Source organism: Mesorhizobium qingshengii, from assembly GCF_027563465.1.
Classification (GTDB): Bacteria; Pseudomonadota; Alphaproteobacteria; order Rhizobiales; family Rhizobiaceae; genus Mesorhizobium; species Mesorhizobium qingshengii_A.
This window is the reverse complement of record NZ_JAPFQA010000003.1, coordinates 339,916-365,675: the sequence shown is the minus strand read 5'-3', so window position 1 is coordinate 365,675 and position 25,760 is coordinate 339,916. Positions and strand designations below refer to the sequence as shown.

At 63.2% G+C, this 25,760-nt stretch carries 28 protein-coding genes; 10 read left to right on the top strand and 18 right to left on the bottom strand.

Translation table 11 applies throughout. The features are described from left to right. Positions 1 to 68: 68 nt before the first annotated feature. A complete protein-coding gene (locus OOJ09_RS10730; protein WP_269905190.1) occupies positions 69 to 500 on the top strand; it encodes a MarR family winged helix-turn-helix transcriptional regulator in 432 nt (143 codons plus the stop codon). 144 nt (positions 501 to 644) lie between these two features. Here OOJ09_RS10730 and OOJ09_RS10725 read toward each other — a convergent pair whose 3' ends face one another. From OOJ09_RS10725 to OOJ09_RS10700, 6 genes are all read right to left on the bottom strand, one after another. After that, positions 645 to 1,427, bottom strand: coding sequence for an ABC transporter ATP-binding protein (locus OOJ09_RS10725; protein ID WP_269905189.1), 783 nt, complete (start codon positions 1,425 to 1,427; stop codon positions 645 to 647). An 80-nt stretch (positions 1,428 to 1,507) separates the two neighbouring features. After that, a complete protein-coding gene (locus OOJ09_RS10720; RefSeq protein WP_420107507.1) occupies positions 1,508 to 2,794 on the bottom strand; it encodes an ABC transporter substrate-binding protein in 1,287 nt (428 codons plus the stop codon). Positions 2,795 to 2,835: 41 nt separating this feature from the next. After that, positions 2,836 to 3,906, bottom strand: coding sequence for a branched-chain amino acid ABC transporter permease (locus tag OOJ09_RS10715; RefSeq protein ID WP_269905187.1), 1,071 nt, complete (start codon positions 3,904 to 3,906; stop codon positions 2,836 to 2,838). Between the two features lie 3 nt (positions 3,907 to 3,909). Then, positions 3,910 to 4,791, bottom strand: a complete 882-nt coding sequence (locus OOJ09_RS10710) for a branched-chain amino acid ABC transporter permease (RefSeq protein ID WP_269905186.1) — start codon at positions 4,789 to 4,791, stop codon at positions 3,910 to 3,912. Then, positions 4,788 to 5,582: an ABC transporter ATP-binding protein gene (locus tag OOJ09_RS10705; protein ID WP_269905185.1), complete on the bottom strand. Its 795-nt coding sequence runs from the start codon at positions 5,580 to 5,582 to the stop codon at positions 4,788 to 4,790. Before OOJ09_RS10705 ends, OOJ09_RS10710 begins: the two co-directional genes overlap by 4 nt. 90 nt (positions 5,583 to 5,672) lie before the next feature. Continuing rightward, positions 5,673 to 7,115: an LLM class flavin-dependent oxidoreductase gene (locus OOJ09_RS10700; protein WP_269905184.1), complete on the bottom strand. Its 1,443-nt coding sequence runs from the start codon at positions 7,113 to 7,115 to the stop codon at positions 5,673 to 5,675. A 399-nt stretch (positions 7,116 to 7,514) separates the two neighbouring features. Between OOJ09_RS10700 and OOJ09_RS10695 the strand changes: the two genes are divergently transcribed. The 6 genes from OOJ09_RS10695 (at position 7,515) to OOJ09_RS10670 (ending at position 12,434) form a co-directional block, all read left to right on the top strand. Beyond that, positions 7,515 to 8,153, top strand: a complete 639-nt coding sequence (locus tag OOJ09_RS10695; protein ID WP_256753105.1) for a 50S ribosomal protein L25/general stress protein Ctc — start codon at positions 7,515 to 7,517, stop codon at positions 8,151 to 8,153. A gap of 23 nt (positions 8,154 to 8,176) precedes the next feature. Continuing rightward, positions 8,177 to 8,899, top strand: coding sequence for an aminoacyl-tRNA hydrolase (gene pth / locus OOJ09_RS10690; protein ID WP_269905183.1), 723 nt, complete (start codon positions 8,177 to 8,179; stop codon positions 8,897 to 8,899). A gap of 145 nt (positions 8,900 to 9,044) precedes the next feature. Then, positions 9,045 to 10,148 (top strand): redox-regulated ATPase YchF, encoded by a 1,104-nt coding sequence (ychF, locus tag OOJ09_RS10685; RefSeq protein WP_269905182.1) that lies wholly within the window; start codon positions 9,045 to 9,047, stop codon positions 10,146 to 10,148. A 256-nt stretch (positions 10,149 to 10,404) separates the two neighbouring features. Then, positions 10,405 to 11,379 carry a magnesium/cobalt transporter CorA gene (corA, locus tag OOJ09_RS10680; protein ID WP_269905181.1) on the top strand — a complete coding sequence of 325 codons (975 nt, stop codon included), beginning with the start codon at positions 10,405 to 10,407 and terminating at the stop codon, positions 11,377 to 11,379. A gap of 126 nt (positions 11,380 to 11,505) precedes the next feature. Beyond that, positions 11,506 to 11,967 carry a MaoC family dehydratase gene (locus OOJ09_RS10675; RefSeq protein ID WP_269905180.1) on the top strand — a complete coding sequence of 154 codons (462 nt, stop codon included), beginning with the start codon at positions 11,506 to 11,508 and terminating at the stop codon, positions 11,965 to 11,967. Beyond that, complete coding sequence (locus OOJ09_RS10670; RefSeq protein ID WP_269905179.1) at positions 11,964 to 12,434, top strand: MaoC family dehydratase; 471 nt, start codon at positions 11,964 to 11,966, stop codon at positions 12,432 to 12,434. The genes OOJ09_RS10675 and OOJ09_RS10670 overlap by 4 nt, the downstream gene beginning before the upstream one ends. Positions 12,435 to 12,596: 162 nt before the next feature. On the opposite strand, the gene OOJ09_RS10665 is transcribed toward OOJ09_RS10670, so the two are convergent. From OOJ09_RS10665 to petA, 6 genes are all read right to left on the bottom strand, one after another. Beyond that, positions 12,597 to 13,142: an adenine phosphoribosyltransferase gene (locus OOJ09_RS10665; protein ID WP_269905178.1), complete on the bottom strand. Its 546-nt coding sequence runs from the start codon at positions 13,140 to 13,142 to the stop codon at positions 12,597 to 12,599. 186 nt (positions 13,143 to 13,328) lie between these two features. After that, positions 13,329 to 14,474, bottom strand: a complete 1,146-nt coding sequence (locus OOJ09_RS10660) for an alpha-hydroxy acid oxidase (RefSeq protein ID WP_269905177.1) — start codon at positions 14,472 to 14,474, stop codon at positions 13,329 to 13,331. Positions 14,475 to 14,652: 178 nt separating this feature from the next. After that, the gene (locus OOJ09_RS10655) at positions 14,653 to 15,348 is read right to left on the bottom strand and encodes an acid phosphatase (RefSeq protein WP_269905176.1); all 696 of its coding nucleotides are present in this window, start codon (positions 15,346 to 15,348) and stop codon (positions 14,653 to 14,655) included. A gap of 129 nt (positions 15,349 to 15,477) precedes the next feature. After that, positions 15,478 to 16,335 (bottom strand): cytochrome c1, encoded by an 858-nt coding sequence (locus OOJ09_RS10650; protein WP_269905175.1) that lies wholly within the window; start codon positions 16,333 to 16,335, stop codon positions 15,478 to 15,480. A gap of 27 nt (positions 16,336 to 16,362) precedes the next feature. Further along, positions 16,363 to 17,664: a cytochrome b gene (locus OOJ09_RS10645; protein ID WP_269905174.1), complete on the bottom strand. Its 1,302-nt coding sequence runs from the start codon at positions 17,662 to 17,664 to the stop codon at positions 16,363 to 16,365. A gap of 16 nt (positions 17,665 to 17,680) precedes the next feature. Further along, on the bottom strand, positions 17,681 to 18,241 hold the full coding sequence (gene petA / locus OOJ09_RS10640) for a ubiquinol-cytochrome c reductase iron-sulfur subunit (protein ID WP_269905173.1): 561 nt from the start codon (positions 18,239 to 18,241) through the stop codon (positions 17,681 to 17,683). 315 nt (positions 18,242 to 18,556) lie between these two features. Here petA and OOJ09_RS10635 point away from each other — a divergent pair, with 315 nt between their 5' ends. After that, positions 18,557 to 18,901 (top strand): cupin domain-containing protein, encoded by a 345-nt coding sequence (locus tag OOJ09_RS10635; protein WP_269905172.1) that lies wholly within the window; start codon positions 18,557 to 18,559, stop codon positions 18,899 to 18,901. Between the two features lie 60 nt (positions 18,902 to 18,961). Here the strand turns inward: OOJ09_RS10635 and OOJ09_RS10630 are convergent, their stop codons facing one another. Genes OOJ09_RS10630 through OOJ09_RS10610 form a run of 5 tightly spaced genes read right to left on the bottom strand, consistent with a single transcriptional unit; the run spans position 18,962 to position 24,091 of the window. Continuing rightward, on the bottom strand, positions 18,962 to 19,273 hold the full coding sequence (locus OOJ09_RS10630) for a DUF6665 family protein (RefSeq protein ID WP_269905171.1): 312 nt from the start codon (positions 19,271 to 19,273) through the stop codon (positions 18,962 to 18,964). Between the two features lies 1 nt (position 19,274). Next, the gene (locus OOJ09_RS10625) at positions 19,275 to 19,754 is read right to left on the bottom strand and encodes a GNAT family N-acetyltransferase (protein ID WP_269905170.1); all 480 of its coding nucleotides are present in this window, start codon (positions 19,752 to 19,754) and stop codon (positions 19,275 to 19,277) included. A gap of 3 nt (positions 19,755 to 19,757) precedes the next feature. Continuing rightward, on the bottom strand, positions 19,758 to 21,641 hold the full coding sequence (locus tag OOJ09_RS10620) for an ABC transporter ATP-binding protein (RefSeq protein ID WP_269905169.1): 1,884 nt from the start codon (positions 21,639 to 21,641) through the stop codon (positions 19,758 to 19,760). Continuing rightward, complete coding sequence (locus tag OOJ09_RS10615) at positions 21,638 to 23,518, bottom strand: ABC transporter ATP-binding protein (RefSeq protein WP_269905168.1); 1,881 nt, start codon at positions 23,516 to 23,518, stop codon at positions 21,638 to 21,640. The genes OOJ09_RS10620 and OOJ09_RS10615 overlap by 4 nt, the downstream gene beginning before the upstream one ends. Positions 23,519 to 23,551: 33 nt before the next feature. Next, complete coding sequence (locus OOJ09_RS10610) at positions 23,552 to 24,091, bottom strand: hypothetical protein (protein ID WP_269905167.1); 540 nt, start codon at positions 24,089 to 24,091, stop codon at positions 23,552 to 23,554. Between the two features lie 284 nt (positions 24,092 to 24,375). On the opposite strand from OOJ09_RS10610, the gene OOJ09_RS10605 reads away from it, so the two are divergent. Together OOJ09_RS10605 and soxR are read left to right on the top strand one after the other, a co-directional pair. Beyond that, positions 24,376 to 24,834, top strand: a complete 459-nt coding sequence (locus OOJ09_RS10605; protein WP_269905166.1) for a tRNA (cytidine(34)-2'-O)-methyltransferase — start codon at positions 24,376 to 24,378, stop codon at positions 24,832 to 24,834. Positions 24,835 to 24,949: 115 nt separating this feature from the next. Continuing rightward, positions 24,950 to 25,393, top strand: coding sequence for a redox-sensitive transcriptional activator SoxR (gene soxR / locus OOJ09_RS10600; protein ID WP_269905165.1), 444 nt, complete (start codon positions 24,950 to 24,952; stop codon positions 25,391 to 25,393). Positions 25,394 to 25,420: 27 nt separating this feature from the next. On the opposite strand, the gene OOJ09_RS10595 is transcribed toward soxR, so the two are convergent. After that, complete coding sequence (locus OOJ09_RS10595) at positions 25,421 to 25,678, bottom strand: hypothetical protein (RefSeq protein ID WP_269905164.1); 258 nt, start codon at positions 25,676 to 25,678, stop codon at positions 25,421 to 25,423. Positions 25,679 to 25,760: the final 82 nt, after the last annotated feature.

The following is a 25,760-nucleotide window of genomic DNA, read 5'->3' as shown; positions in this document are numbered from 1 at the left end:
AAATATGTATCGCGATATCATTTTTCGTGGTATGGAATTGTGCCGATGTCGGCAAGAAGGAATGTACCGTGCCTCTCCCGTTGGACAATCAGCTCTGTTTCACGCTCTACGCCACGAGCATGGCGATCAATCGCACCTACAAGCCGATGCTGGACGAGATGGGGATCACCTATCCGCAGTATTTGGTGCTCAATGCGCTGGGAGAAGCCGATGGCATGTCGGTTGGCACCATCGCGCACAGGCTTGCCCTGGAATCGAGCACCGTCACGCCGCTGGTGAAGCGAATGGAGCAGGCCGGGCTGGTGACCCGGCAGCGCAGCCAGATCGACGAGCGCCAGGTGCAGGTCGACCTGACCGCCGCCGGGCGCGCGCTGCTTGTCCAGTGCAACTGTCTGAACGAGACCTTGATCGAACGCTCGGGCATGACGCTGGCACAGCTCGATGCCCTGAACCGCCAGATCCAGGCGCTGCGCGATGCGCTGAGTGGCAATCAGCAGTAACCAACGAGCCCGCGCCGACATTTCATTTGTCTGTGAGGAGAGGCAAGCTCATCGCGCGGTCCCTGCGGGATGGCGGCGTCCTCGGGCCGAAGAAGCAGCGAAGCGAAGGTGTTTCGCCCCAAGCAAGATCGATTAGTCGCGCAGTCAGGGCCCGTCGCCCAGATAGATGCGGTGAAGATCGTCGCGGGCGGCAAGGTCGGCCGCCGGCCCTTCAAGCGCCACGCGGCCGGTGTCGAGCACATAGGCACGCCGCGCGTAGGCAAGGGAGAGAGCCGCGTTCTGTTCGGCCAGCAGAAAGGCGGTGCCTTTTTCCCGGTTGAGGCGCACGATGATCTCGAAGATCTCCTGTACGATGCGCGGTGCCAGCCCCATGGAGGGCTCGTCGAGCAGAACGAGCCTGGGCTGCGTCAAAAAAGCCCGGCCGATGGCCAGCATCTGCTGTTCGCCGCCGGATGTAAGGCCGGCTTGCGTGCTTTGCTTGTCGCGCAGACGCGGAAACCAGGCGTAGACATCGTCGAGCTGACGCTTCAGCTCCTTTCGGCTGGGCCGGTGCAGGAATGCGCCGGTCAGGAGGTTCTCCTTGACCGTCAGATGCGGGAAGACATGCCGCCCCTCCATGACATGGACGATGCCCCGCGCGGCCAGCTTGTTGGCCGCAAGCCCCAGAATATCCTCGCCGCCAAGGCGGATATGCCCACGGCGCACCTTGGCCCGGTCGGCGCTGGCAAGACCCGAAATGGCCTTCAGCACCGTGCTCTTGCCCGCACCATTGGCACCGAGCAGTGCAACGATTTCGCCGTTGCCGATCGTCAGCGACACATCAGCGACGGCCAGGATTGCGCCGCCATAAACAACCTCGATATTCGAGACTTCGAGAAGCGTCCCCTGATCAGCTACCGGGGCGGCGGATGTCGATCTCGTGGTCATGACGCTCTCCATGCGGGAGGAGGCCGCCAAAAGCGGCCTCCTGGATCAGGCAACAGGGGACGGCCACTCCCCAACGGACATCAATTGGTTTCTGTATCCGGGGTACGCGGTGTGATGCCATGTTCCTTGGCATAGGCGGCAGCTTGCTGCTCGATCAATGGCCGCAGCGCTTCGTGGTCAGCCTTGATCCAGTCGGTCTGCAGAACCCACTTCTGGCCGTCCCAGCTCTGGATGCGGGCAGCACCGCCGCCCTCATGGTCAAGCGGGGTGATCTGGATCGGCTGCAGCAGGCCGACGAAGCCAATCTCCTTGAGACGGTTTTCGTCGATGGTCAGATGCTCGAAGGCCCAGCGGCCTTCCTCGCCATCGAGCGGACGAGCACCAAACTTCTTGTAGCCGGTGCGCAACGCCTCGACGGCAAGCGCGGCATTGACCAGACCGACATTGTAGTTGACGGCGCCGAAATATTTCTGATCGCGCAGATCGGACTTGCCGGCGTCGAGAATGAATTTCTTGAGCCGCTTGTGTATCTCGAAGTCGGCCCCTCCCGGATAGGGCGCAAGGGCGGAATAGCCAATCGCCGCCTTCCCAGCCGGGATGACGTCGGATTCGGAGCCTGCCCAGACGTCGCCGATGATGTGATCGGCGGGAAAGCCGAAGCGGGCCGCCGTCTTGATGCCCACCACCGTCGAGACGCCCCAGGTGCGCAGGAACACCCAATCCGGCTTCAGCTCATGGATCTGGCGCCATTGCGGTGACTGTTCGTTGCCCGGATCGGCGACAGGGATCTGGATGTTCTCAAAGCCGTACTTCTTGGCGAGAAGCTCGACAGCGGGCTGGGTGGCACGCCCGTAGGCGCTGTCGTGATAGACGGTTGCTATCTTCAGGCCCTTGAGCTTCTCGAAACCGCCGACCTTGGACGCGATATAGTTGATGCCGGTCGATGCCTGGCTGTAATAGCTGAACAGCAGCGGGAAGGCGTAAGGGAATACCCTGCCGTCGATGGACTCGGTGCGCCCACCGGCCGGGTCGATCAGCGGGATTTTGTCGGCGGCGGCCTTCTCGAGCAGCGCATAGGTCGCGGGTGTGCCATGCGTGAAGAAGAATGCGATCGGCGAACCGTCCTTGCCGGCCTTGACCCGCTCGTAGACCTCCACGGTTCGGTCCGGACTCCATTCGGTCTCGAACTCTTCGTAGTTGAGTTTTACCCCGTCGATGCCGCCCTCGACCTCATTGATGTAGCGGAAATAGTCCCTTTCGCCAGCCCACCAGAGTTCGCCGGAAGAGGCGTAGGCGCCGACACGATAGGTCGGCAGCGGGATGTATTGCGTCACGTCCGCGGCGTTGAGCGTGGCGGTGGTCGCCATGAAGGCGCCGCCTGCCAAAAGCGTGGCGATAATCAGTTTTCTCACGTCTGTCTCCTGATCTTGAGCCGCGGAAAGCGGCGAGTGTTGAAATTCCCGCTCTGTCTGCGCAGCAAGCGGGCTAGTCCTTCCGGTTCCTTGATCAGGAACCAGAGGATGAGGATCCCGAAGATCACCTTCTGGATGTTTTGCAGCAGTCCGGCATCGGCATGGCCGCCGAGCAGCTGCTGGAACAGCCAATCGAGTGCCAGCGGCAGCAGGCTGACGAAGGCGGCTCCGAGATAGGCGCCGCGAATAGTGCCCATGCCGCCGATTATGATGATGAACAATATCTGGTAGGACCGAGTCAGGCCAAAGCTCTGCACGCTGGCCGACCCGAGATAGCCAAACGCCCAGAGCGCGCCGGCAATGCCCAGGATGAAACTCGAGACCGCGAAGGCCTGGAGTTTCGCGCGCAGGATTGGCACGCCGATCACCGCCGCCGCCGTGTCCATGTCGCGGATGGCCATCCAGTTGCGGCCGGTCTGGCTGCGCACGAGATTGTAGGAAAGCCAAGTCAGCAAGGCGACGCTTGCGAGCGTCAGGTAATAGCGTCCATGCGGACTGTTGAGATCGATGCCGAAGGCCCAAAGGCCCGCCGGAAGCGAGATCGTGGCGGACGGATCACCGTTGTAGAACCACGGAAACTTGAGAAACAGCCATTCGAAGAAGAACTGCGCGGCAAGCGTGCTGACGATCAGGTAGAAGCCCTTGATGCGGGTCGACGGAAACCCGAAGGCGAACCCGACCGCGCCGGCGACGATGCCGGAGGCTATCAACGCGAATGGCAGCGGCAGTTCAGGCAGCCGCAACTGGAAGGCAAATGTCGCATAGGCACCCACCATCATGAACGCTCCCGCACCAAGCGAGAGCTGACCGGCATAGCCGGTCAGAAGATTGAGGCCGACGCCCGCCAGCGACAGGATGAGAAACGGCACGATGATCGCATTGATCCAGTATTCCGTGGCGAGGAAAGGCAACGAGACGACGAGGGCCGCGACGGCGATGCCGGTCAGCTTCCGGGTGCTTACGCCCTCGCCTATGCCGCCGGTAAGCCGGAGTTCGATTTCGGACATGGTTCAGACTCTTTCGATCTTCTGTTCGCCAAACAGGCCGGCGGGGCGGATGAAGAGGAAAGCGAGCGCCAACGCATAGGCGAACCAGGGCGTGATGCCGCCGCCAAGGAAAGGGCCGATATAGGTTTCGCCGAGGCTTTCCGCCGCGCCGACGACCAGCCCTCCAATGATGGCGCCGGTGATGGAAGTGAAGCCGCCAATGATGAGAACCGGCAGCGCCTTGAGCACGACTAGCGACAGCGAGAACTGAACGCCCTGACGGGCGCCCCAGAGCAGACCCGCCACCAGCCCGACGAGCCCGGCAATGGTCCATACGATCTGCCAGATACGGTTGATGTCGATGCCGATGGAGAGAGCCGCGCTTGTGTCGTCGGCCACGCCCCTGAGCGCAACCCCGAGGCGGGTCTTGTTGAACAGGAGCGACAGAGCCACGACCAGGATGAGGGCGACCGCGGCGGCGGTGAGGTCGAACTGGCTGATCATGATGTCGCCGAGGAAGATCGGCAGATCCTCGATGCCGAGGTCGAGCGCCTTGACCTGCGATCCCATGAGCCCCTGGGCTGTCCCTTCGACGATGTAGGCCAGCCCGAGCGTCGCCATGAACAACGTCATCGGGCCGCGGTTGACGAGCGGGCGCAGGATCAGCCGCTCGATCCCGACTGCCATCAGCGCCAGCACGACGATCGTGATCACCAATGCAACCAGCACCGGCACACCCTGATCGGTCAGGGACACGAAGGTCAGCGCTGCAAACAGCAGCATGGACCCTTGCGCGTAGTTGAAGACGCCGGAGGCCTTGTAGATCAGCACGAAACCGATGGCGACGAGCGAGTACATCGTGCCCGCCAGGAGGCCGCCGATGAGGGTTTCGAGAAACATGTTCACGCGGCGATCTCCACCTTGTCGCCGCCCAGATACGCGGCGATGACCTCGGGATTGTCGCGAATGCCGTCCGGCGCGCCGTCGGCGAGCTTGCGCCCGTAATCGAGCACGACGACGTGATGGGCGAGCTTGAGCACGATGCCGATATCGTGTTCGATCAGCACGATCGTGAGCTTCAGCTCGCGGTTCAGCGTGGCGATGATGTCAGCGATTTCCTGTTTTTCGGCAGCGTTCATGCCTGCCAGAGGCTCATCGAGAAGCAGCAGACGGGGAGCCGCGACAATGGCGCGCGCCAGTTCAACCTTCTTCTGCACCCCGTAGGGCAGCGTGGCGACGATGGTCTCGGCATGGTGTTCCAGGTTGAAAAGGCCCAGCACTTCATGGGCGCGCTCGCGGAAACGGCGCGTCTCGGCGCGCGCGCGCGGCAAGAGCAGCGCTTCTTCCAGGAGCGTTGCGCGGGCATGCCGGGACAGGCCGGCAATGACATTGTCGGCGACACTCATCCCGGAAAACAGCGCGTTGTTCTGGAAGCCGCGGCCGATGCCGCGGCGAGCGGCCTCCAGCGGCTGCATCCGGTGGAAATGTTCGCCCTCGAAGATGATCTCGCCGGAATTCGGGACATAGACGCCGTTCAGAATGTTCAGCAGCGAGCTTTTTCCCGCTCCATTCGGACCGATCAGGGCGCAGATTTCCCGAGGTGCCACCTCGAAGCTGAGATCGGAGATCGCCTTCACGCCTTTGAAAGCGAGAGAGATATTCCTGACTTCCAGTGCCGGTGGGGAAGGCGTTGTCATGAATTCAGCGCTCCATTGCGGCTGACACAGGTGAAGGCCGACAGGCAGGCGGCGCGGCCGCTTCCCATCGGGACCGTGGCTCGGGTGATGTCAGGCCGGTTCCGACTGGCGGGCGGCGCCTGCGCGCCCTTCACTCAAGGCCGATTGCGCGGCAGCCTCGTCGCGCTTGACCCGCTCGATGTCGCGGAAACGATGCGCGGGATGGTTTGTCGGCAAATAAGGCCCCTCGCCGAACAGCTTTTCGCGCAGCGTGCCTTCGCGATACTGCGTCGCGTAGACCCCGCGCTTCTGCAGTTCCGGCACGACATAACCGATGACGTCGGCAAAAGTGTCGTGTGCCAGCGCGTAGGCGAGGTTGAAGCCGTCGATATCGGTTTCCTCGACCCATTCCTGCAGCAGATCGGCGATTGTCGACGGCGACCCGACGAAGAGCGGCCCGAGACCGCCAATGCCGCCCCACTTCGCGAGTTCCTCGATGGACCAGACCTTGTCGCCTTCGGCCAGATGCTCGACAGCGGAGATGATGGCGTTTGTCTTGACCTTCTTGACCGTGTCCGTCGGCTTATAGTGTCCGAAATCGATGCCGGTCCAGCCGGACATCAGCACCAGGGCGCCGTCATAGGAGGCATGGTTCGCGTAGTCGCGATATTTGGCCTGCGCCTTTTCGTCGGTGTCGTCGACGATGATGGTTGCCATCGCGTAGATCAGCACTTTCTTCGGGTCGCGACCCTGCTCGGCGGCGCGCTTGCGTATCTCCGCGACATAGGCGCGGGTGGCGTCCTTCAGCGGCGTCGAGATGAACACGCATTCGGCGTGGCCGGCGGCAAACTGCTTGCCGGCACCCGAAGCGCCTGCCTGGAAGAGAACGGGCGTGCGCTGCGGCGAGGGCTCGGACAGATGATAGCCCGGCACATCGAAATACTTTCCCTTGTGGCCGATCTCGTGGATTTTCGCCGGATCGGCAAAGACCCCGCGCTCCTTGTCGCGCAGCACGGCGCCCTCTTCCCAACTGCCTTCGAACAGCTTGTAGAGAACTTCGACATATTCGGTTGCGACGTCGTAACGATTGTCATGGCTGCGCAACCCGCCCTGGCTGATGTTCTTGGCCCCGCTCTCCAGATAGGAGGTGACGATGTTCCAGCCGATCCGCCCCTTGGTGTGGTGGTCGGCGGTAGAGAGGCGCCTGGCGAAGGTGTAGGGATGTTCGAAACTCGTCGAGGCCGTGATGCCGATGCCAAGATGTTTGGTGGCGAGCGCGATCGGGTTGGCGAGCTGCAGCGGATCGTTCACCGGGATCTGCACGCCTTGCCGCAGGGCGTTGTCGAGATTGCCCTTGTAGACGTCGTAATAGCCGATCACATCGGCAATGAAGACGGACTCGAAAAATCCGGTTTCCAAAAGCCGGGCGAGGTCGGTCCAATATTCCAGATCCTTGTACTCCCAGGACCTGTCGCGTGGATGGCGCCAGAGGCCGGGCGACTGGTGGCCGACGCAGTTCATTTCAAAGGCATTAAAGCGGATGGTCTTGCTCATCAGGGGTCCTGCAGCGCTGGCAATTCAGTCCGCAGGATAGGACCAGCACCTCATTGAACCCAGTTAATATATAGTTTTAATAGACTAATTGGAGGAATAGCATTCCTCGAGCTGGCCATTTTGCGGAAGCAAGCCGGCAGGTACGATAAGCCTTGCCGTCCGTGTCATCCCCAGTCTCCCTTTGGCTGGCTATGAAAACCGGACAACTCATCTGCTTTCGACATGCGCCCGGCCCCACGGCTTGCACCGCCAGCCGCCTTCCGCTATAGAGCCGCCACCCGCGTAGACACCCTTGGAGGCAACGCGGCGGAAGGCCGCCTCACCCGGCGGCTTTCGACGTTTACGGTCCAGGCACGTTGCCAGCCGCGAACGCTCCAGAACAAACCGAAAGGAAATGCCATGAGCCACGACACTTACGAGCTCAAGGCCGAAGCGCGCGAACAGGTCGGTAAGGGGTCCGCCCGTGCAGTTCGCCGCAACGGTAAAGTGCCTGCAGTAATCTATGGTGACAAGCAGCCTCCCCTGGCGATCGCCCTCACCTACAAGGACATCTACTACAAGATCCATGGCGGCGGGTTCCTGACCACGGTCGCCACGATCGATGTCGACGGCAAGAAGATCCAGGTCCTGCCGAAGGACTTCCAGCTCGACCCGGTCAAGGATTTCCCTGTCCATGTCGACTTCCTGCGCATCGGCAAGGACACCGAAGTCAATGTCGACGTGCCTGTCCACTTCATCAATGAGGACAAGTCGCCCGGCATCAAGCGCGGCGGCGTGCTCAACATCGTGCGTCACGAAGTCGAGTTCCACTGCCCGGCCAATGCGATCCCGGAATTCATCACCGTCGATCTCACCGGCGCCGACATCGGCGACTCGATCCACATCTCGGCGGTCAAGCTGCCGGCCGGTGTCAAGCCGGTGATCTCCGACCGCGACTTCACCATCGCGACCGTTGCCGGTTCGTCGGCGATGAAGCCGGAGACGGAAGAGACGGTCGAGGCCGCACCTGAAGCGGCGCCTGCCGCCGAAGAGAAGTAACTCTTTCCCGCCCGGAGCAGACGATGCTTGTCTTTGCAGGCCTCGGCAATCCGGGCGCGAAATACGCTGACAACCGACACAATGTCGGTTTCATGGCGGCGGACGCTATCGCCCGCCGCCATTCCTTTTCGCCCTGGTCGAAGAAATTCCAGGGTCTGATTTCCGAAGGCACGCTTGGCGGTGAAAAGATCGTCCTGATCAAGCCGCAGACCTTCATGAACCTGTCCGGCCAGTCGGTCGGCGAAGCGCTGCGCTTCTACAAGCTCGGCCCTTCAGCGCTCACCGTCTTCTATGACGAGATCGATCTTGCCGAAGGCAAGCTGCGCATCAAGACCGGCGGCGGCGCCGGCGGCCATAACGGCATCCGCTCGATCGACGGCCATGTCGGCAACGCCTATCGCCGCGTGCGCATCGGCGTCGGCCATCCCGGCATCAAGGAAATGGTCCAGCATCATGTGCTCGGCGATTTCGCCAAGGCCGACCGCGAATGGCTCGAACCCCTGCTCGCGGCAATCGCCGACAACGCCGCCATGATCGTCAAGGGCGACGAATCCGGCTTCATGAACAAGGCCAGCCTCGCCGTCCAGGGCAAGGCAGCACTTGAGCCGGAGAAGCCGGCGCAGAAGCAGCAGGGCCCAAAACAGCAGAGCCACATCCGCCAGGCGCGCCCGCAGCAGGCGCCCGCCAAACTGCCGGAATCCGGCCCGATGGCCGCCATGCTGAAGAAACTGTTCGGCAAGGATTGAGCAAAGCCAGGCGCGTGACAGGGCCGATGCTTCGTGTGGCGAGCCGGCGTGGCGAACCCGCTGCAAGCAGCTAGGGCTTGACGTTCGTCACCCCTATCGCCCATAGCCCTCATCAAATTTCGATTTCCCGATAGGACCGGACAAAATGGGTTTCAAATGCGGCATCGTTGGCTTGCCCAACGTCGGCAAGTCCACGCTCTTCAATGCGTTGACCAGGACGGCGGCGGCGCAGGCCGCCAACTATCCGTTCTGCACCATCGAACCGAACACCGGCGAGGTGGCGGTGCCCGACCCGCGCCTGCAGAAGATCGCCGCGATCGGCAAATCGAAGGAGATCATCCCGACCCGCATCTCCTTCGTCGACATCGCCGGCCTGGTGCGCGGCGCCTCGAAGGGCGAAGGGCTGGGCAACCAGTTCCTCGCCAACATCCGCGAGGTGGACGCCATCGTGCATGTGCTGCGCTGCTTCGAGGATGACGACATCACCCATGTCGAGGGCCGCATCGACCCCGTCGCCGATGCCGAGACCGTCGAGACCGAGCTGATGCTCGCCGACCTCGACAGCCTCGAGCGCCGCATCGTGCAGTTCCGCAAGCGCGCCGGCAGCAAGGACAAGGAGGCGACGGCCGTGCTGCCGATGATGGAGGCAGCGCTCGAACTGCTGCAAGCCGGCAAGCCGACCCGCGTCCTGCTCAACGGCATTTCGGCGAAAGACCTGCGCATCCTGCAGGGCCTGAACCTTTTGACCTCGCATCCCGTGCTCTACGTCTGCAACGTCGCCGAGGCCGATGCCGCCACCGGCAACGAGCACACCAGGGCCGTGGAAAAGATGGCCGCGGCGCAAGGCGCCCGCACCGTCGTCATCTCGGCCGCGATCGAGGCTGAAGTCGCGCAACTTTCGGACGAGGAAGAGATGGAATTCCTGTCCTCGCTCGGCCTCGACGAGCCCGGCCTGAACAAGGTGATCCGCGCCGGCTACGAGCTGTTGCACCTCATCACCTATTTTACCGTAGGGCCGAAGGAGACGCGCGCCTGGACCGTGCACAAGGGCGACAAGGCACCGCAGGCGGCCGGCGTCATCCACACCGATTTCGAGCGCGGCTTCATCCGCGCCCAGACCATCGCCTACAACGACTTCATCACGCTGGGCGGCGAAGTGGCGGCCAAGGAAGCCGGCAAGGCCCGCGATGAAGGCAAGGAGTATGTCGTCCAGGACGGCGACATCATGCTGTTCAAGTTCAACACCTGACAGCCCGGGCGGCCGACCACGTCAGCCGCCCTCCGCAAATCGACCAGCCGCATCGGCTGCGCCAGCTGGGTTCCGGCTATCGACGCGTATTTCGAGCGGCCGGCGGCCATCCGCCGGGCGGTTGCTCGTCTTGATTTTGTCATCTCACAGGTCTAAGCGGCAGGCGCACGGTCGGCGCGCGCGACGCGCAATCGTGCAATCCGACACGACGCGTCAATCCGAACGCACCCTTTAATCCGGCAAGGGAGACCCGGCGATGATCAAGGCCTTCGTCGTCGACAATGATCGTCTGCGCGTCGTCGATGATCTTCTGGCAAACGGCGACACCGTCGTCTGGGCGGATCTCCTCAACCCGACCAAGGAAGAGGAAGCGACGATCGAGAGCTGGCTCGGCGTGGCCATTCCGACGCGTGAGGAGATGGAGGAGATCGAGATTTCGAGCCGCCTCTATGTCGAGGACGGCGCCTACTTCATGACCGCCACTCTGCCTGCCCAGACCGAAGTCGACGATCCGCTGATGTCGCCGGTCACCTTCGTGCTCGCCGGCACGAGGCTGATCACCGTGCGCTACCATGAGCCGAAGGCGTTCAAGACCTTTCCGCAGCGCGCCGAGAAGGTGGCGACCGGCTGCACCAGCGGCGACACCATCCTGATCGGCCTGCTGGAGGCGATCGTCGACCGCCTCGCCGATATCCTGGAACGCGCCGGCCGCGACATCGAGGCGATCTCGCGTGACATCTTCCAGGCAACCTCGACCAAGGTGTCCAAGCGCAACCGCGATTTCCAGGAACTCCTGAAGGCCATCGGCCGCAAGGAGGATATCGCCTCCTCGATCCGCGACAGCCTGATTTCACTGCAGCGCCTCGCCGGTTTCTTCGCCCATGCCTCGACCCGGACCAAGATGAGCAAGGACACCAAGGCGCGCATCAAGACGCTGTCGCGCGATGTGCTGTCGCTTGCCGACCATGCCACCTTCCTGTCGCAGAAGATTTCCTTCCTGCTCGACGCCACGCTCGGCATGATCTCGATCGAGCAGAATGCCATCATCAAGATCTTCTCGGTCGCCGCCGTCATCTTCCTGCCGCCGACGCTGGTCGCCTCGATCTACGGCATGAATTTCGACATCATCCCCGAGCTGAAGTGGGAACTTGGCTACCCCTTCGCCATTGCCATGATGGTGCTGTCGGCGATCCTGCCTTTCTGGTATTTCCGCCGCCGCGGCTGGCTCTGATCACGCCGTTGGCGGTTGGGCGCCGACAAACTGGCGCAGCAGAAATCGCTTGACCAAATGCCCTCCGGCCTGCATCCGGAAACCCCGATCCTGGGGATCGCGGGTTGCTGAGCCGGATTTCAGACCATGACTGCAAAAACCTGGGCCTACGAGGATTTCGCCGAGGGCACGTCGCTCGACCTCGGCACCAAGCTGGTGAGCGCCGCCGAGATCATCGAATTCGCGCAGGAGTTCGATGCGCAACCGATGCATCTCGACGAGGAAGCCGGCAAGGCCAGCATCCTCGGCGGACTTGCGGCCTCCGGCTGGCACACCTGCGCCATGTTCATGCGCATGCTGTGCGATGCGTTCCTGCTGGACTCGACCTCGCAAGGCGCGCCCGGCGTCGACTACGTCAAATGGAAGAAGCCGGTGCTGGCCGGCGATACGCTGTCCGGCAACACCACCGTGCTTGCCAGGCGCGTGTCCAGGTCCAAGCCGCAGATCGGACTGGTCACCATGCGCAGCGAACTGTTCAACCAGCGCGGCGAAAGCGTCTTCGAATTCGAGAACACCTGCATGTTCCTGACCCGTGAGGCCATCGCGTGACCCTCGACGAGTTCTTCTGCATCGGCACCACCGTCACGCTCGGCTCGCACAAATTCGAACCCGAGGCGATCAAGGCATTCGCCAGGAAATACGATCCGCAGGTTTTCCACGTCGACGAGGAGGCCGCGAGGGACAGCGTCCTTGGCAGCCTGTGCGCCTCCGGCTGGCACACCGCCGCAACCTGGATGAAGTACAATCTCGAAAAGCGCATGGACGCCGAGGGCGCTGAATGGAACGGTCCTGGCCCGATGCCCGAATTCGGCCCCTCGCCCGGTTTCAAGAACCTCAAATGGCCGAAGCCCGTCTATGCCGGCGAAACCGTGACGTTTACCCGGACAGCGCTTTCCCACCGCCCGATCGCCTCACGTCCCGGCTGGCGGCTGCTGGCGCTGCGTTCGGAAGCTTTCGATTCGACCGGCGACAAGGTGCTCGAATTCGAGAGCGCCGTGCTGGTGAAGACGGAGTAGTCTCTTCCTTCACCCGTCTACAGGGTACCCGAAGGGCGGATGAGGGGCGGCACCAGCGCTGGTGCCTCAAATTCGACCGCCGCGCTGCCCCTCACCCTGCTTCGCTCACGTTGCTCGCCTCGCTTCCCTCTCCGCGTACAAAGACGGGGCGAGGGAAGGCACTCAATGCCCCTCGAACCCGATCAGCGTCCTCACCGGCACGCCGAGCGCCTCCAGCTTGGCACGGCCGCCGAGATCCGGCAGGTCGATGACGAAACAGGCGGCAAGGATATCGGCGCCGATCTGGCGCAGCAGCTTGACCGCAGCCTCCGCCGTGCCGCCAGTGGCGATCAGATCGTCGACCAGGATCACCTTCTCGCCCGGTGAAACGCCGTCCTTGTGCATCTCCATCTCGTCCAGCCCGTACTCCAGGCTGTAGGCGACGCGCACCGTTTCGAAAGGCAATTTGCCCTTCTTGCGGATCGGCACGAAACCGGCCGAGAGCTGATGGGCGACGGCGCCGCCAAGGATGAAGCCGCGCGCTTCGATACCGGCGATCTTGTCGACCTTCTGGCCGGCATAGGGATGCACCAGCTCGTCGATGGCGCGGCGGAAAGCGCGCGCATTGCCGAGCAGCGTGGTGATGTCGCGAAACAGGATGCCGGGCCGGGGATAGTCGGGAATGGTGCGGATCGCGGCAAGCAGCGTGTCTTCGAGCGAAGGTTTCATGAGGCGGCTCCGGATGATCCAGGTTCGGCTGACAGGGACGAGGTGCCGTAGAGGTCGATCGTGACCCCTCGCGACCGACAACGGCTAGCGCGATGTGGCCGTCGAGACAAGCGCATCCGGCAAAGGATTGGCCTCGCCGGCGCAGCGATCTTCCGCATTCGCCATGGCGGGCCCCTTTCCGGCCGGCTACCGGAAACGCAGGTTCTTGCGTGACAATTGTTCGATCGAACTGCAGCCCATCAGCTTCATGCCGCGTTCGATCTCGACCCGCATCTGTTCGAGCGCCCGTTCGACGCCCGGCTGGCCAGCCGCCGCGAGCGGAAACAGATAGTAGCGCCCGACACCGACAGCCTTGGCGCCGAGCGACAGCGCCTTCAGCACATGCGTGCCGCGCTGCACGCCGCCATCCATGATGACGTCGATCCGGTCGCCGACCGCATCGACGATCTCGGCAAGCTGGTCGAAAGCCGCCCGCGAGCCATCCAGTTGCCGGCCGCCGTGGTTCGACAGCACGATGCCGCTGCAGCCGATCTCGACGGCGCGCCTGGCGTCCTCCACCGACATGATGCCCTTGAGGCAGAAGGGACCCGACCACAGCCTGACCATCTCGGCGACATCGTCCCACGTCATCGACGGGTCGAGCATCTCGGTGAAGTAACGGCTGATCGACATCGTGCCGCCGCCCATGTCGACATGCTCGTCCAGTTGCGGCAGCTTGAACCCCTCATGGGTGAAATAGTTGATCGCCCAGGCCGGCTTGAGCGCGAACTGCAGCATCCCGGCGAGGTTGAGCTTGAAGGGAATGGCAAAGCCGGTGCGTTTGTCCCGTTCGCGGTTCCCCCCGGTGATGCTGTCGACGGTCAGCATCATCACTTCGACGCCGACCTCCTTTGCCCGCTGCATCATTGCCCTGTTGAGGCCGCGGTCCTTGTGGAAATAGAACTGGTAGACCTGCGGGCCGCTGCTGATCCCGCGCGCCTCCTCGAGGCTGACGGTGCCAAGCGAGGAGACGCCGAACATCGTCCCGTATTTGGCGGCAGCCCTGGCGACCGCGCGCTCGCCCTGATGATGGAACAGCCGCTGCAAGGCGGTCGGCGAGCAATAGACCGGCATCGCCAGCCTCTGGCCCATGACCGTCACCGACATGTCGATCTCGCTCACCCCGCGCAGGACATTGGGAACCAGGTCGCACGTCTCGAAGCTCTCGGTGTTGCGGCGATAGGTGACCTCGTCGTCGGCCGCGCCGTCGATATAGTTGAAGATCGGCCCCGGCAGCCGCGATTGTGCCATGTGCCGAAAATCGGAGAAGTTGTGACAGTCGTTGAGCCGCATCATCGAATTCCAAACGCCATGTCGGGGCAAGCCCTTCGCCGCCGTCTGGTGCGTCGAATATCAACCTGACGTCTCCGTGCCAACGGACTATTTGCCGGGCGGCTTCACGGGCATGGCCGCGAGCACAAAAGGGACGCCTGAAGCGCCCCTCTCGTCGAGAACCAACTGCCGACGAAGATTACATGCCGAGATCGGAACGAAGCTCTGCCCTGGCCGCTTCGTATTCTGCCTTGAAGTCGTCCCGGTTGAGCAGGACCGCGGCGATGACGCTGCCGGAAATCTTGCCCATTTCGACATCGGAGGCATAGTGGATGCCGCCGACCTCGCGGTTGTGGGCGTATTCGGCCGCGCGCGCCATGATCTCGGCGCGCTTTTCCGGAACCATGTCGGACAGGATGATGCCCATCATGGTGCCGACGGTGGCGTGGCCGGACGGCCAGGAGCCGGAGCTCGACAGCTTGACGGCCGGCTTGACGAGGTCGCTGAGCTTGTGCGGACGCGGGCGCTTCCAGACATCCTTGGCCGGGTCGACGACGGCGCCTTCGGTGGCCACCACGCGATCGAAGAAGGCGCTGAATTTCGGCAGCGTCTCCTTGTTGAACTTAGGTCCCATGACGTTGGCAAAGCGCCAGACATTCTCGTCGGCGTCGGCGACGGCACTGGCCACCATCTCGGGCGTGCGCGTCACCTGCAGCGTCAGCACCTCGCCGAGTTCGGCTTTCGTCTGGGCGGAATCGTTCGCCGGCGGCGGCGGCAGGATCATCGTCAGGTCGACATCCTTGTTGGTGATGAAGGGCTGGGCGTCTTCCGCCTGGGCGGCCGAGCCGACGATGAGCAGCAGCAGGCCTGCCGCGAGCGATGCATATTTTTTCATGGCTGCGATCCTTTGATGAGAGCAGCACAGGATCGCCAGATGCGATGACGGCCATGTGACACCACCGGCCTGTGGAAATGCAAAAGGGCGCCTTTCGGCGCCCTTTCTTGATCATTGGCTGCGCGCGGTCTAGTGCGCCACGCCTTCCCATACCTTGCGCTTGGTGAGATAGACCAGCGCGCCGAACAGCAGCAGGAACACCAGCACGCGGAAGCCGGTCTTCTTGCGGTCTTCCATGTGCGGCTCGGCCGCCCACATCAGGAAAGCCGCCACGTCGCGGGAATACTGATCGACCGTCTGCGGCGAACCGTCGTCATAGGTCACCTGGCCGTCGGAGAGCGGCTTGGGCATCTTCAGCGACACGCCGGACATGAAGTAAGGGTTGTAGTGCGTGCCTTCCGGGATGACCATTCCGGCTGGCGGCGTCTGGTCGTAGCCGGTCAGCAGCGAATGGATGTAGTCGGGGCCACCCTGGGCATACTGGGTGAAGATGTCGAAGACGAATTGCGGAAAGCCGCGCTCGACGCCGCGCGCCTTGGCCAGCAGCGACATGTCGGGCGGAGCAGCGCCACCATTGGAGGCGGCTGCGGCCTGCTCGTTGGCGAATGGCGCCGGGAAATGGTCGGACGGCTTGCCGGGACGGTCGAACATGTCGCCGGCATCGTTGGGACCGTCATGGATCGTGTACCCGGCCGCCAGCGTCTTGATCTGGGCGTCGGAATAGCCAAGGTCCGAAAGCGTGCGGAACGCCACCAGATTCATCGAATGGCAGGCCGAGCAGACTTCCTTGTAGACCTTCAGGCCGCGCTGCAGCTGCGCCTTGTCATAGGTGCCGAACGGGCCGGCGAAGCTCCAGCTCATCTCCTTCGGCTCGTTGATCGGGAAACGTGTCGGCGCGGCCGCGTTGTGTGCCTCTTCGGCCGCGATCGCTCCGGTGCCTGCGGCCACAAGGCCGATCAGCGCCAGCGAGGTGAGAATCTTTTTCATGCCAAATCCCCTTAGATTCTCTACCGCTCAGCCCTTGGTCTCTGGCGCGGCCGTGGCGCCCGCCGGATGTCCGCTGCCGCCCTTGTTCTTCTCGAGCACAGCCTCGGTGATCGAGTTCGGCAGCCTTCGCGGCGTCTCGATCAGGCCGAGCACCGGCAGCGCGATCAGGAAGAAGGCGAAGTAGAACAGCGTCGCCATCTGCGCCATGAACACAAAGCTGCCTTCCGCCGGCTGCGAGCCCAGCCAGCCAAGCAGGATGGCATCGGCAACGAACAGCCAGAAGAACAGCTTGTACCAGGGCCGGTAGACCGCCGAGCGCACCTTCGAGGTGTCGAGCCACGGCACCAGGAACAGCATGGCGATGGCGCCGAACATGCACAGCACGCCGCCGAGCTTGGAGTTGATCGGCCCGACGTTGAAGGTGATGGCGCGCAGGATCGCGTAGAACGGCAGGAAGTACCATTCCGGCACGATGTGGGCCGGGGTCTTCAGCGGGTTGGCGACCGTGTAGTTGTCCGGGTGGCCGAGATAGTTCGGCAGGTAGAACACGAAATAGGCGAAGAAGAACAGGAACACGATCATGCCGAACGCGTCCTTGATGGTCGCGTAGGGAGTGAAGGCGACGGTGTCGGTCTTCGACTTGACCTCGATGCCGGTCGGGTTCGACTGGCCCACGACATGCAGCGCCCAGACGTGCAGCACGACGACGCCGGCGATCATGAACGGCAGCAGGTAGTGCAGCGAGAAGAAGCGGTTGAGCGTCGGATTGTCGACGGCGAAGCCGCCGAGCAGCAGCTGCTGGATCCAGTCGCCAACCAGCGGAATGGCGCTGAAGAAGCCGGTGATGACGGTGGCGCCCCAGAAGCTCATCTGGCCCCATGGCAGCACGTAGCCCATGAAGCCGGTAGCCATCATCAGGAGGTAGATGATGCAGCCGAGTATCCAAAGCAGCTCGCGCGGCGCCTTGTAGGAGCCGTAATAGAGGCCACGGAAGATGTGGATGTAGACGGCGACGAAGAAGAACGAGGCGCCGTTCGAATGCAGGTAGCGCAGCAGCCAGCCCGAATTCACGTCGCGCATGATCTTCTCGACCGAGTCGAAGGCGAGATTGGTGTCGGCCGTGTAGTGCATGGCCAGCACGATGCCGGTCAGGATCTGCGCCACCAGCATGATCGACAGGATACCGCCGAAGGTCCACGCATAGTTGAGGTTGCGCGGCACCGGATAGGCGACGAAGCTGTCATAGACCAGCCGCGGCAGCGGCATGCGGGCGTCGAACCAGCGTCCGAGACCGGTCTTGGGCGTATAGGTCGAGTGTCCCTCGCTCATCGAAATATCCCCTGCCTCAACCGATAAGGATCTTGGTATCGGAAACGAACTTGAATACCGGCACTGCCATGTTCTCGGGCGCCGGACCTTTGCGGATGCGGCCGGCCGTATCGTATTGCGAGCCGTGGCACGGGCAGAACCAGCCGCCGAAATCGCCTTCCTGGCCGAGTGGGATGCAGCCCAGATGGGTGCAGACCTGAACCATCACCATCCAGGCCTCCTTGCCGGGCGTGGTGCGGTTGGCGTCGGTCGCCGGGGCATCGGCCGGCAGATTGGCGTTGCGCGCGATCGGATCCTTGAGATCTGAGAGCTTGACCGCCTCGCCGTCCTTCATTTCCTGTTCGGTGCGGTTGCGCACCACGACCGGCCTGCCGCGCCACTTGACGATCAGCGACATGCCCGGCGTCAGCGAAGAGACATCGACCTCGACCGAGGCGAGCGCCAGCGTCGAGGCATCGGGGCGCATCTGGTCGATGAACGGCCATGCGAACGCACCCGCGCCGACCACCGCGGCCGTGCCGGTGGCGACGTAGAGAAAGTCTCGACGGTTGGGATCGTGGATGTCGGTTGCGCTCACGGGTGCCTGATCCTTTCGCCTCTTCCGCGCCGGTGGCCGAGCCTTGTTCCCCGCTCATTCACGCCAACCCGACAGCGCATGGCGAACAGGCTAGCGAATTCCTCCGGCATTTGGACTTCGGTTTATGCGTGAAGCCCGTTTTTGTCCAGACGGGTGAAGGCACATGGGCAGATTGTCGCGGGGACAAAATCCGCCACCGGGCAAAGTGACGTCGGATAGCCGCCGAACATCGCTAAACAACCGGGAAATATCAGCAAAATCCGGTGTTGTTGTTTGCCTCGACACAAGACGCCGGTGTGATCTATCCTTGGCCGCATGTCGCATCTCATCGATCGCGAGGAATGGGCTGTTCGCTCCGACCGCTGGAAGGGCGAGCTGCAATGCGGCGCCTACGGCTCCAACTCCTGCCTGATCTTCAACTATCTGCCCGACATGGGCGGCGGCCCGCGGCTGCACACGCATCCCTACGCGGAGATCTTCATCATCCGCCAGGGAACCGGCCGGTTCACGGTCGGCGACCAGGAGATCGAGGCCTCCGCCGGCCAGATCCTGATCGTTCCGCCCAACACGCCACACAAATTCACCAATCTCGGCCCCGGTCCGCTGGAAACGACCGACATCCACGAGAACGGCACGTTCGTCACCGAATGGCTGGAATGACCATGATCCCGAAAAGGGGAACCCGGTTTCCGGCAAGGATCATGGTCAAACAAAATAGACCTATTTCGCCCCAAGCCTGACCAGCACCGCCTTCGGGATGTTGTATTCGCGGATGACGGCATCGTGCTTTCGAAGGCCACACAGCTCGCGCTGGATGAAATAGCCATGAACCGCCTCGGCGGCCTCCTTGAGAAGCCGGGGGCGCAGGTGCTCGTCGGCATTGTCGCGCAGCCGCGCCAGCGTTTCCTCGACCCGCTGGCCGGCGCGGCCCAGTGCCGCCGCCTTCTCGGCCAGGATTTCATGGCCAAGCGCGTCAAACGCGGCTTCGGCGGCCGAGGTGCCGGCAAGATGAGATGGCGGACGCAAGGACATTTCAGCTCCCTTTCCCGAAAATCATGCGGTGTGTGACGAATTCTTCGCCTTCCACGCGATGAAAGCCAAGCCGTTCATAGAAGACGAAGGCTTCTCGCGGGGCGCGGGTGTTCAGCACGGCAAAATGGCGACGTGCCCTGTCGATGACGGTCTCGACCAGCATGCGGCCCAAGCCGTTGCGGCGGTGAGGCACACTGACGAACAGATGCCGGACCCGGCCGTGGTCCCTGCCCTCGAAATAAGGATCGATGTTCAGCCCGCACACGCCGGCGAGGTCCCGGCCATGCCAGGCCCCGAACAGCGCCTCGCCCCGCTTCAGGAACTTGTTTCTGCCGCTTGCCCAGCCATCCGCCAGTCGCACCAGCATCCAGTAGCCTTCCGACCGGCTTTCTCGCCTCAGCGCGTCGAAGGCCGGCATGGTTGGCCGGAGCCGCTTGATCACGTAGCCGATCTCAGGGGCGGCCTCTGACGATGCACCCATGCCCTACTCCGCCGGCCGCGTCTCTTCCAGCACGCTGTCCCCGTGATAGAGGAAGCCGCCGGACTGCCTCTTCCACAGCCGCGCATAGAGCCCGTCGAGCGCCACCAGCTGGTCATGCGTGCCTTGTTCGACGATGCGGCCGCCGTCGAGCACCACCAGGCGGTCGAGTGCGGCGATCGTCGACAGCCTGTGGGCTATGGCGATGACCGTCTTGTTCTCCATCAGCCGGGTGAGATTCTCCTGGATCGCCGCCTCGATGTCGGAATCGAGCGCCGAGGTCGCCTCGTCGAGGATCAGGATCGGCGCGTCCTTGAGGAAGACGCGGGCGATCGCCACGCGCTGACGCTGGCCGCCCGACAGCTTGACACCACGTTCGCCGACAAAGGCCTCGTAGCCGGCACGGTCCCTGTTGTCGCGCAAGCTCAGGATGAAGTCGTGCGCCTCGGCCTTCCTGGCCGCGGCGATCACCTCGGCGTCGGTCGCATCGGGCATGCCGAGCTTGATGTTGTCGCGCAGCGAGCGGTGGAACAGTGCGGTGTCCTGGCTGACGACGCCGATATTGGCGCGCAGCGAATTCTGCGTGACAGTGGAGACGTCCTGGCCATCGATGGCGATGGACCCGCCTTCCAGATCGTAAAGCCGCAGGATCAGGTTGGCGAGCGTCGTCTTGCCGGCGCCGGACGGTCCGACCAGTCCGACCTTTTCGCCGGGCCGCACCACGAGGTCGATGCCGTTGAGCACGCCGAACCCCTTGCCGTAGTGGAACTCGACCTTCTTCACGTCGATGCGTCCGCCGGCCACGACAAGCTCCTTCGCGTCGGGCGTATCGGTGAGGCCGAGCGGCTGCGAGATCAGTGCCTTGGAATTTTCCAGCACGCCGAGGTTCCGCAGGATGCTGTTGAGCTGCATCATCAGCCGGCCGAGCAGCATGTTGAGCCGCAGCACCAGCGACAGCGTGAAGGCGACCGCGCCCACTGTGATCGAGCCCTCGACCCAGAGATAGACGGCAAAGCAGCCGATCGCCGTGATCATGATGCCCGACAACGTCGTCAGCGCCATGCGCACGCCGGTCAGCCGGCGAGTGAACGGGCGCAGCGCGTCGAGATAGATGTCGAAGCCGTTCCTGATGTAGCGGTCGTCGCCGTCGGCCGAAAACAGCTTCAGCGTCTGCACGTTGGAATAGGAATCGACGATGCGGCCGTTGATCATCGAGCCCGCCTCGGCGGTTGCCTCGGCATGCTTGCGGATTGCCGGCAGATAGAGCTTGGCCAGCCAGCCGAACGCGACGATCCAGATCACCACCAGTACCGCAAGCCTGAGATCCAGCCCGGCGACCAGCGCCAGCGTCGTCACCGTGTAGACGACCATGAACCAGACGACCTCGATGAAGCTTTCCATCAGGTCGCCGGTGGCTTGCCCGGCCTGCCAGACCTTGGTGGCGATACGGCCGGCGAAATCGTTCTGGAAGAAGGCGTAGGACTGACGCGACACATGGCGATGAGCCTGCCAGCGCACCAGATTGTAGAAACCGGGCGTGATCGTCTGTTCGTCGACCAGCGCCGACAGCCCGACGACGATGGTGCGGATGACCAGCACCACCGCGATCATGAACACCAGTTCAGGACCGGCGGCGTTCCACAGCGCGTGCCAGCTGCGTTCGCCGGGAAGCTGGTCGAGAATATCGACCAGCCGCCCGACGAAGTAGAACAGGCCGGCCTCGACCAGCGGCGCGATGCCGCCGATGACCAGCATGGCGAAGAAGGCGAACTTCGCCTGGCCGACATAGTGCCAGAGAAAGCCGCCAACGCCCGATGGTGGCCGAAGGTTCGCCGGCTCCCTGAACGGATAGACCCAGTTCTCGAACCAGCGATAGACGGCAGTCATCATTCGGCAGCTTGGCCCTTTGCAAGTGCGTCATTGGCGGCGTCGACGGGGCCGTCCTCGAGCAGGAACCCGCCAGACTGGCGCTGCCAGAGCTGCGCATAGAGCCCGCCCCTGGCGACGAGTTCCTCGTGCGAACCTTCCTCGATGACACGGCCCTTGTCCATCACCACCAGCCTGTCCATCGCCGCGATGGTCGATAGCCGGTGCGCGATGGCGATGACGGTCTTGCCTTGCATGAGCTTGTAGAGGTTCTCCTGGATGGCCGCCTCGGCTTCCGAATCGAGCGCCGAGGTCGCCTCGTCGAGAATGAGGATCGGCGCGTCCTTCAGCATGACGCGGGCGATGGCGACGCGTTGCCGCTGGCCGCCGGACAATTTGACGCCGCGATCGCCGACATGGGCATCGAACCCCTTGCGGTCATTGGCATCCGAAAGCCCGGCGATGAAATCCAGCGCCTCGGCGCGCCGCGCTGCCTCGACAAGCAGCTCTTCGCTGGCGTCGGGCCGGCCATAGAGGATGTTCTCGCGCACCGAACGATGCAGCAGCGAGGTGTCCTGCGTGACCATGCCGATCTGGGCGCGCAGCGAATCCTGCGTCACCTCAGCGATCTCCTGGCCGTCGATCAGGATCCTTCCGCTTTCAAGATCGTAGAAACGCAGGAGAAGGTTGACCAGCGTCGACTTGCCGGCGCCCGAGCGGCCGACGATGCCGACCTTCTCGCCCGGTTTCACCGCCAGCGACAGGTTCTCGATCACACCCTTCTGCTTGCCGTAGTGGAAGCGGATGTCCTCGAAGCGGATCTCGCCCCTGGTGACGGCAATGTCCTTCGCCCCCGGCCGGTCCTCGACCAGGCGCGGCAGCGAGATCGAGCCGATGCCGTCCTGCACCGTGCCGATATTCTCGAACAGGCCGGACATTTCCCACATGATCCACTGCGACATGCCCCAGAGCCTGAGCACCAGCCCGATGACAACGGCGACCGCGCCGATCGTCACCGCTTGCCCCAGCCACAGCCACAGCGAGATGGCGGTGACCGAAAACAGCAGCAGCGAATTCATGACGTAGAGCAGGCCGTAAAGCACCGTCACCAGCCGCATCGACCGGTAGACCGTCAGGAGGAAGCCGGCCATGCCTTCCCTCGCGAAGGACGCTTCGCGGCGCGCATGGCTGAACAGCTTGACCGTCTGGATGTTGGTGTAGCTGTCGACGACGCGGCCGGTCATGGTCGAGCGCGCATTGGCCTGCTCCTCGCCGACCTTGCCCAGCCGGGGGATGAAATAGCGCAGCAACAGGATGTAGCCGACCAGCCAGACGCCGAGCGGCGCGGCCAGCCGCCAGTCGGCCGAGCCGACGATGAACAGCATGCCGAGGAAATAGACGATGACGTAGTTCAAGACGTCGATCAGCTTGATGACGCACTCGCGCACGGCGAGCGCCGTCTGCATCAGCTTGGTGGCGATGCGGCCGGCGAACTCGTCCTGGTAGAAGCTCATCGACTGCTTGAGCAGGTAGCGATGCACCTGCCAGCGGATGCGCATGGGATAGTTGCCCATCAGCGTCTGCTGGTTGAGCAGCGAATGGAACCACACCGTGCCGGGCAGCGCGAACAGCACGATGAAGGCCATGCCGGCGAGCTTCCAGGCTTCCGTCTGCAGGAAGGTTTCGCGATTCTGCCCCGACAGCCAGTCGACGATGCGGCCGAGGAAGCCGAACATCCACACTTCCGCGATGGCGATAGCCGTCACCAGCACCGCATCGAGAAGGATATAGGGCCAGGCGCCGCGCGTATAATGCACGCAGAAGGCAACCAGCGTCTTGGGCGGCTCGACCGGTTCCGCTGCCGGGAACGGATCGAGCCTTTTTTCAAACCAGGCAAACATCGTCTTGGTACTCTTTGACAGGCGTGTGTGCGCTCACGCGGCGCGGGATCGCACGGAGACGAAGTCTGGCGCCTCGGATTCACCCGAGTCGCCAGCTTCGTTCCGCGCAATATAGGGTGTCGAACGCATTTCGCCGACTGGCTCCGTCGACGATCCTGACGGCGCACTGTCCACGATCCGGATTTTCGGATCGGGCCGGACCAGCCGGATGATCCGGCGCACCAGCGACGGCCGGCTCCGGTCGGGAACCGCGCGCGAGAAATCGACATCTGGCAGCATGCCGCGATGCGGGCGGCGGCGTGTCTCGGCGTGAACCGCCGACGAATAGGTTTCGCCGATCAGCAGCGCCCAGGTCGCCATCTTTTGCTCGTGCAGGCTTCTTGAGCCGGGTATTCTGTAGGGATCGAACATCGGTCCGTCCTCCGTGTGAAAATAGAGATAAAAAGGCGAAGCAACATCGTCCGCCGGCATTCGGCCGGAGGCGTGGATCGCATCGGTCTGGACACAACGGTAGGTGTCGGTCCGGACACGTTCAGGCGGGGCGTTCAGCCCCTTTGACAGTTTGAAAAACATCGCGGGATTCCTTCGGGTGCCGAAAAAGCGTCTCGGCGGGAATCGGTGCGATCAAGTCTTAGAGAGTCAGGAGAATCGTCGTACCGAAACCGCCGGCAGGCAGGTAAGCCCACGAGAGGGGCGCTGGATGTGCATGGTCATCATGAATTACCCCTCCATCGGTTCGGGTTGACAATGGACCTGACATACCCGACTTCGCAGAAAATGGCCACCCGCAGGTCCAGGAATTTCCAAAACCGCGAAGCCGCTGTGGCCGATCTGCCACTTATTAGAAGGACGCGGAAATGAACGATCGTCTCCGCATCGCGCTCTACCAGCCTGATATCGCCGGCAATACCGGCACAATCCTGCGGTTCGCCGCTTGCCTCGGTCTCGGCGTCGATATCATCGAACCGGCCGGATTTCCGCTCTCCGACCGGGCGCTCAAGCGAGCCGGCATGGATTACCTCGAAATGGCTGACCTGACCCGGCATGTCGACTGGCACGCCTTCGAGGACTGGCGCAAGACGAGCTCGCGCCGGCTGGTGCTGTTGTCGACCAAAGCCTCGACCGCTTATACGAGCTTCGCCTTCGCCAAAGGGGACATTCTCCTTTTCGGCCGCGAATCCGCAGGCGTGCCGGATCCTGTCCATCAGGCCGCGGATGCGCGGCTGACCATCCCCATGCAGGGCGCGGCGCGCAGCATCAACGTCGCGTTGTCCGTCGCCATGGTGGCGGGCGAAGCCATCCGACAGCTCGGATAGGCGTTCGCCACCCGTCATCTTCACCCAGGCGCACATCGCCTTCTCCTTCGTTTGCACATCCAGGCTTTCTTCGCTACAAGCTCAACTTAACTTGAGGTCAAGCGGAAAATCAGGGATGGCGCCAGTAACGGAATTGACGGTCGGCCAGGTGGCCGCGCGCAGCGGAGTGGCGGTGTCGGCGCTGCATTTCTACGAGGCCCGCGGCCTGATCCGCAGCCACCGCACATCGGGCAACCAGCGCCGCTACGGCCGCGACGTGCTGCGGCGGGTGGCGGTCATCAAGGTCGCGCAGGAGGTCGGCATCTCGCTGGCCGAGATCGGCGCGGCACTGGCTTCGCTGCCCGAGGGCCGCACGCCGACGCGCGACGACTGGAGCCTGCTGTCGACCGCCTGGCGAGACGGGCTCGACCACAAGATCGCCCAATTGAAGAAACTGCGCGACGGGCTGACCGACTGCATCGGCTGCGGCTGCATGTCGATCGACAAATGCCCGCTCAGGAACAAGGGCGACCGGCTGGCAAGGGAAGGCACCGGCGCAAGGCGACTGGTGGCGGGCTGAGCCCCCTTGCCGGGAGCACGCCGCGCTTCAATCCGCCGCCGGCAACCGCCTGATGGTGAATTCGATGAGGTCCCCCGGCCGCTCGAACCAGCTTTCGATCTCGGTCCAGTAGGCCTGCTTGGGAAAGCGCTCGAACCATTCCTTGGCCTTGAGCCGCGCATCGGGGCGCGGCAGCAGGAAGGTCTCGCGCAGGAACCCGTCGCGCGGCACGCGCGCACGCTCGGCCCGGCTTTGGTCGAGCCTTTTCTTCAGGCCATCCAGCGGCGGTCTTGCCGGGGTGCGCACGAAAGAACTCCTTGCACCTGGCGCATGACCCCGAAGTCGGAATCGGGTTTCGGAAAGGATCATGCGCAAAACCAAAGTGACT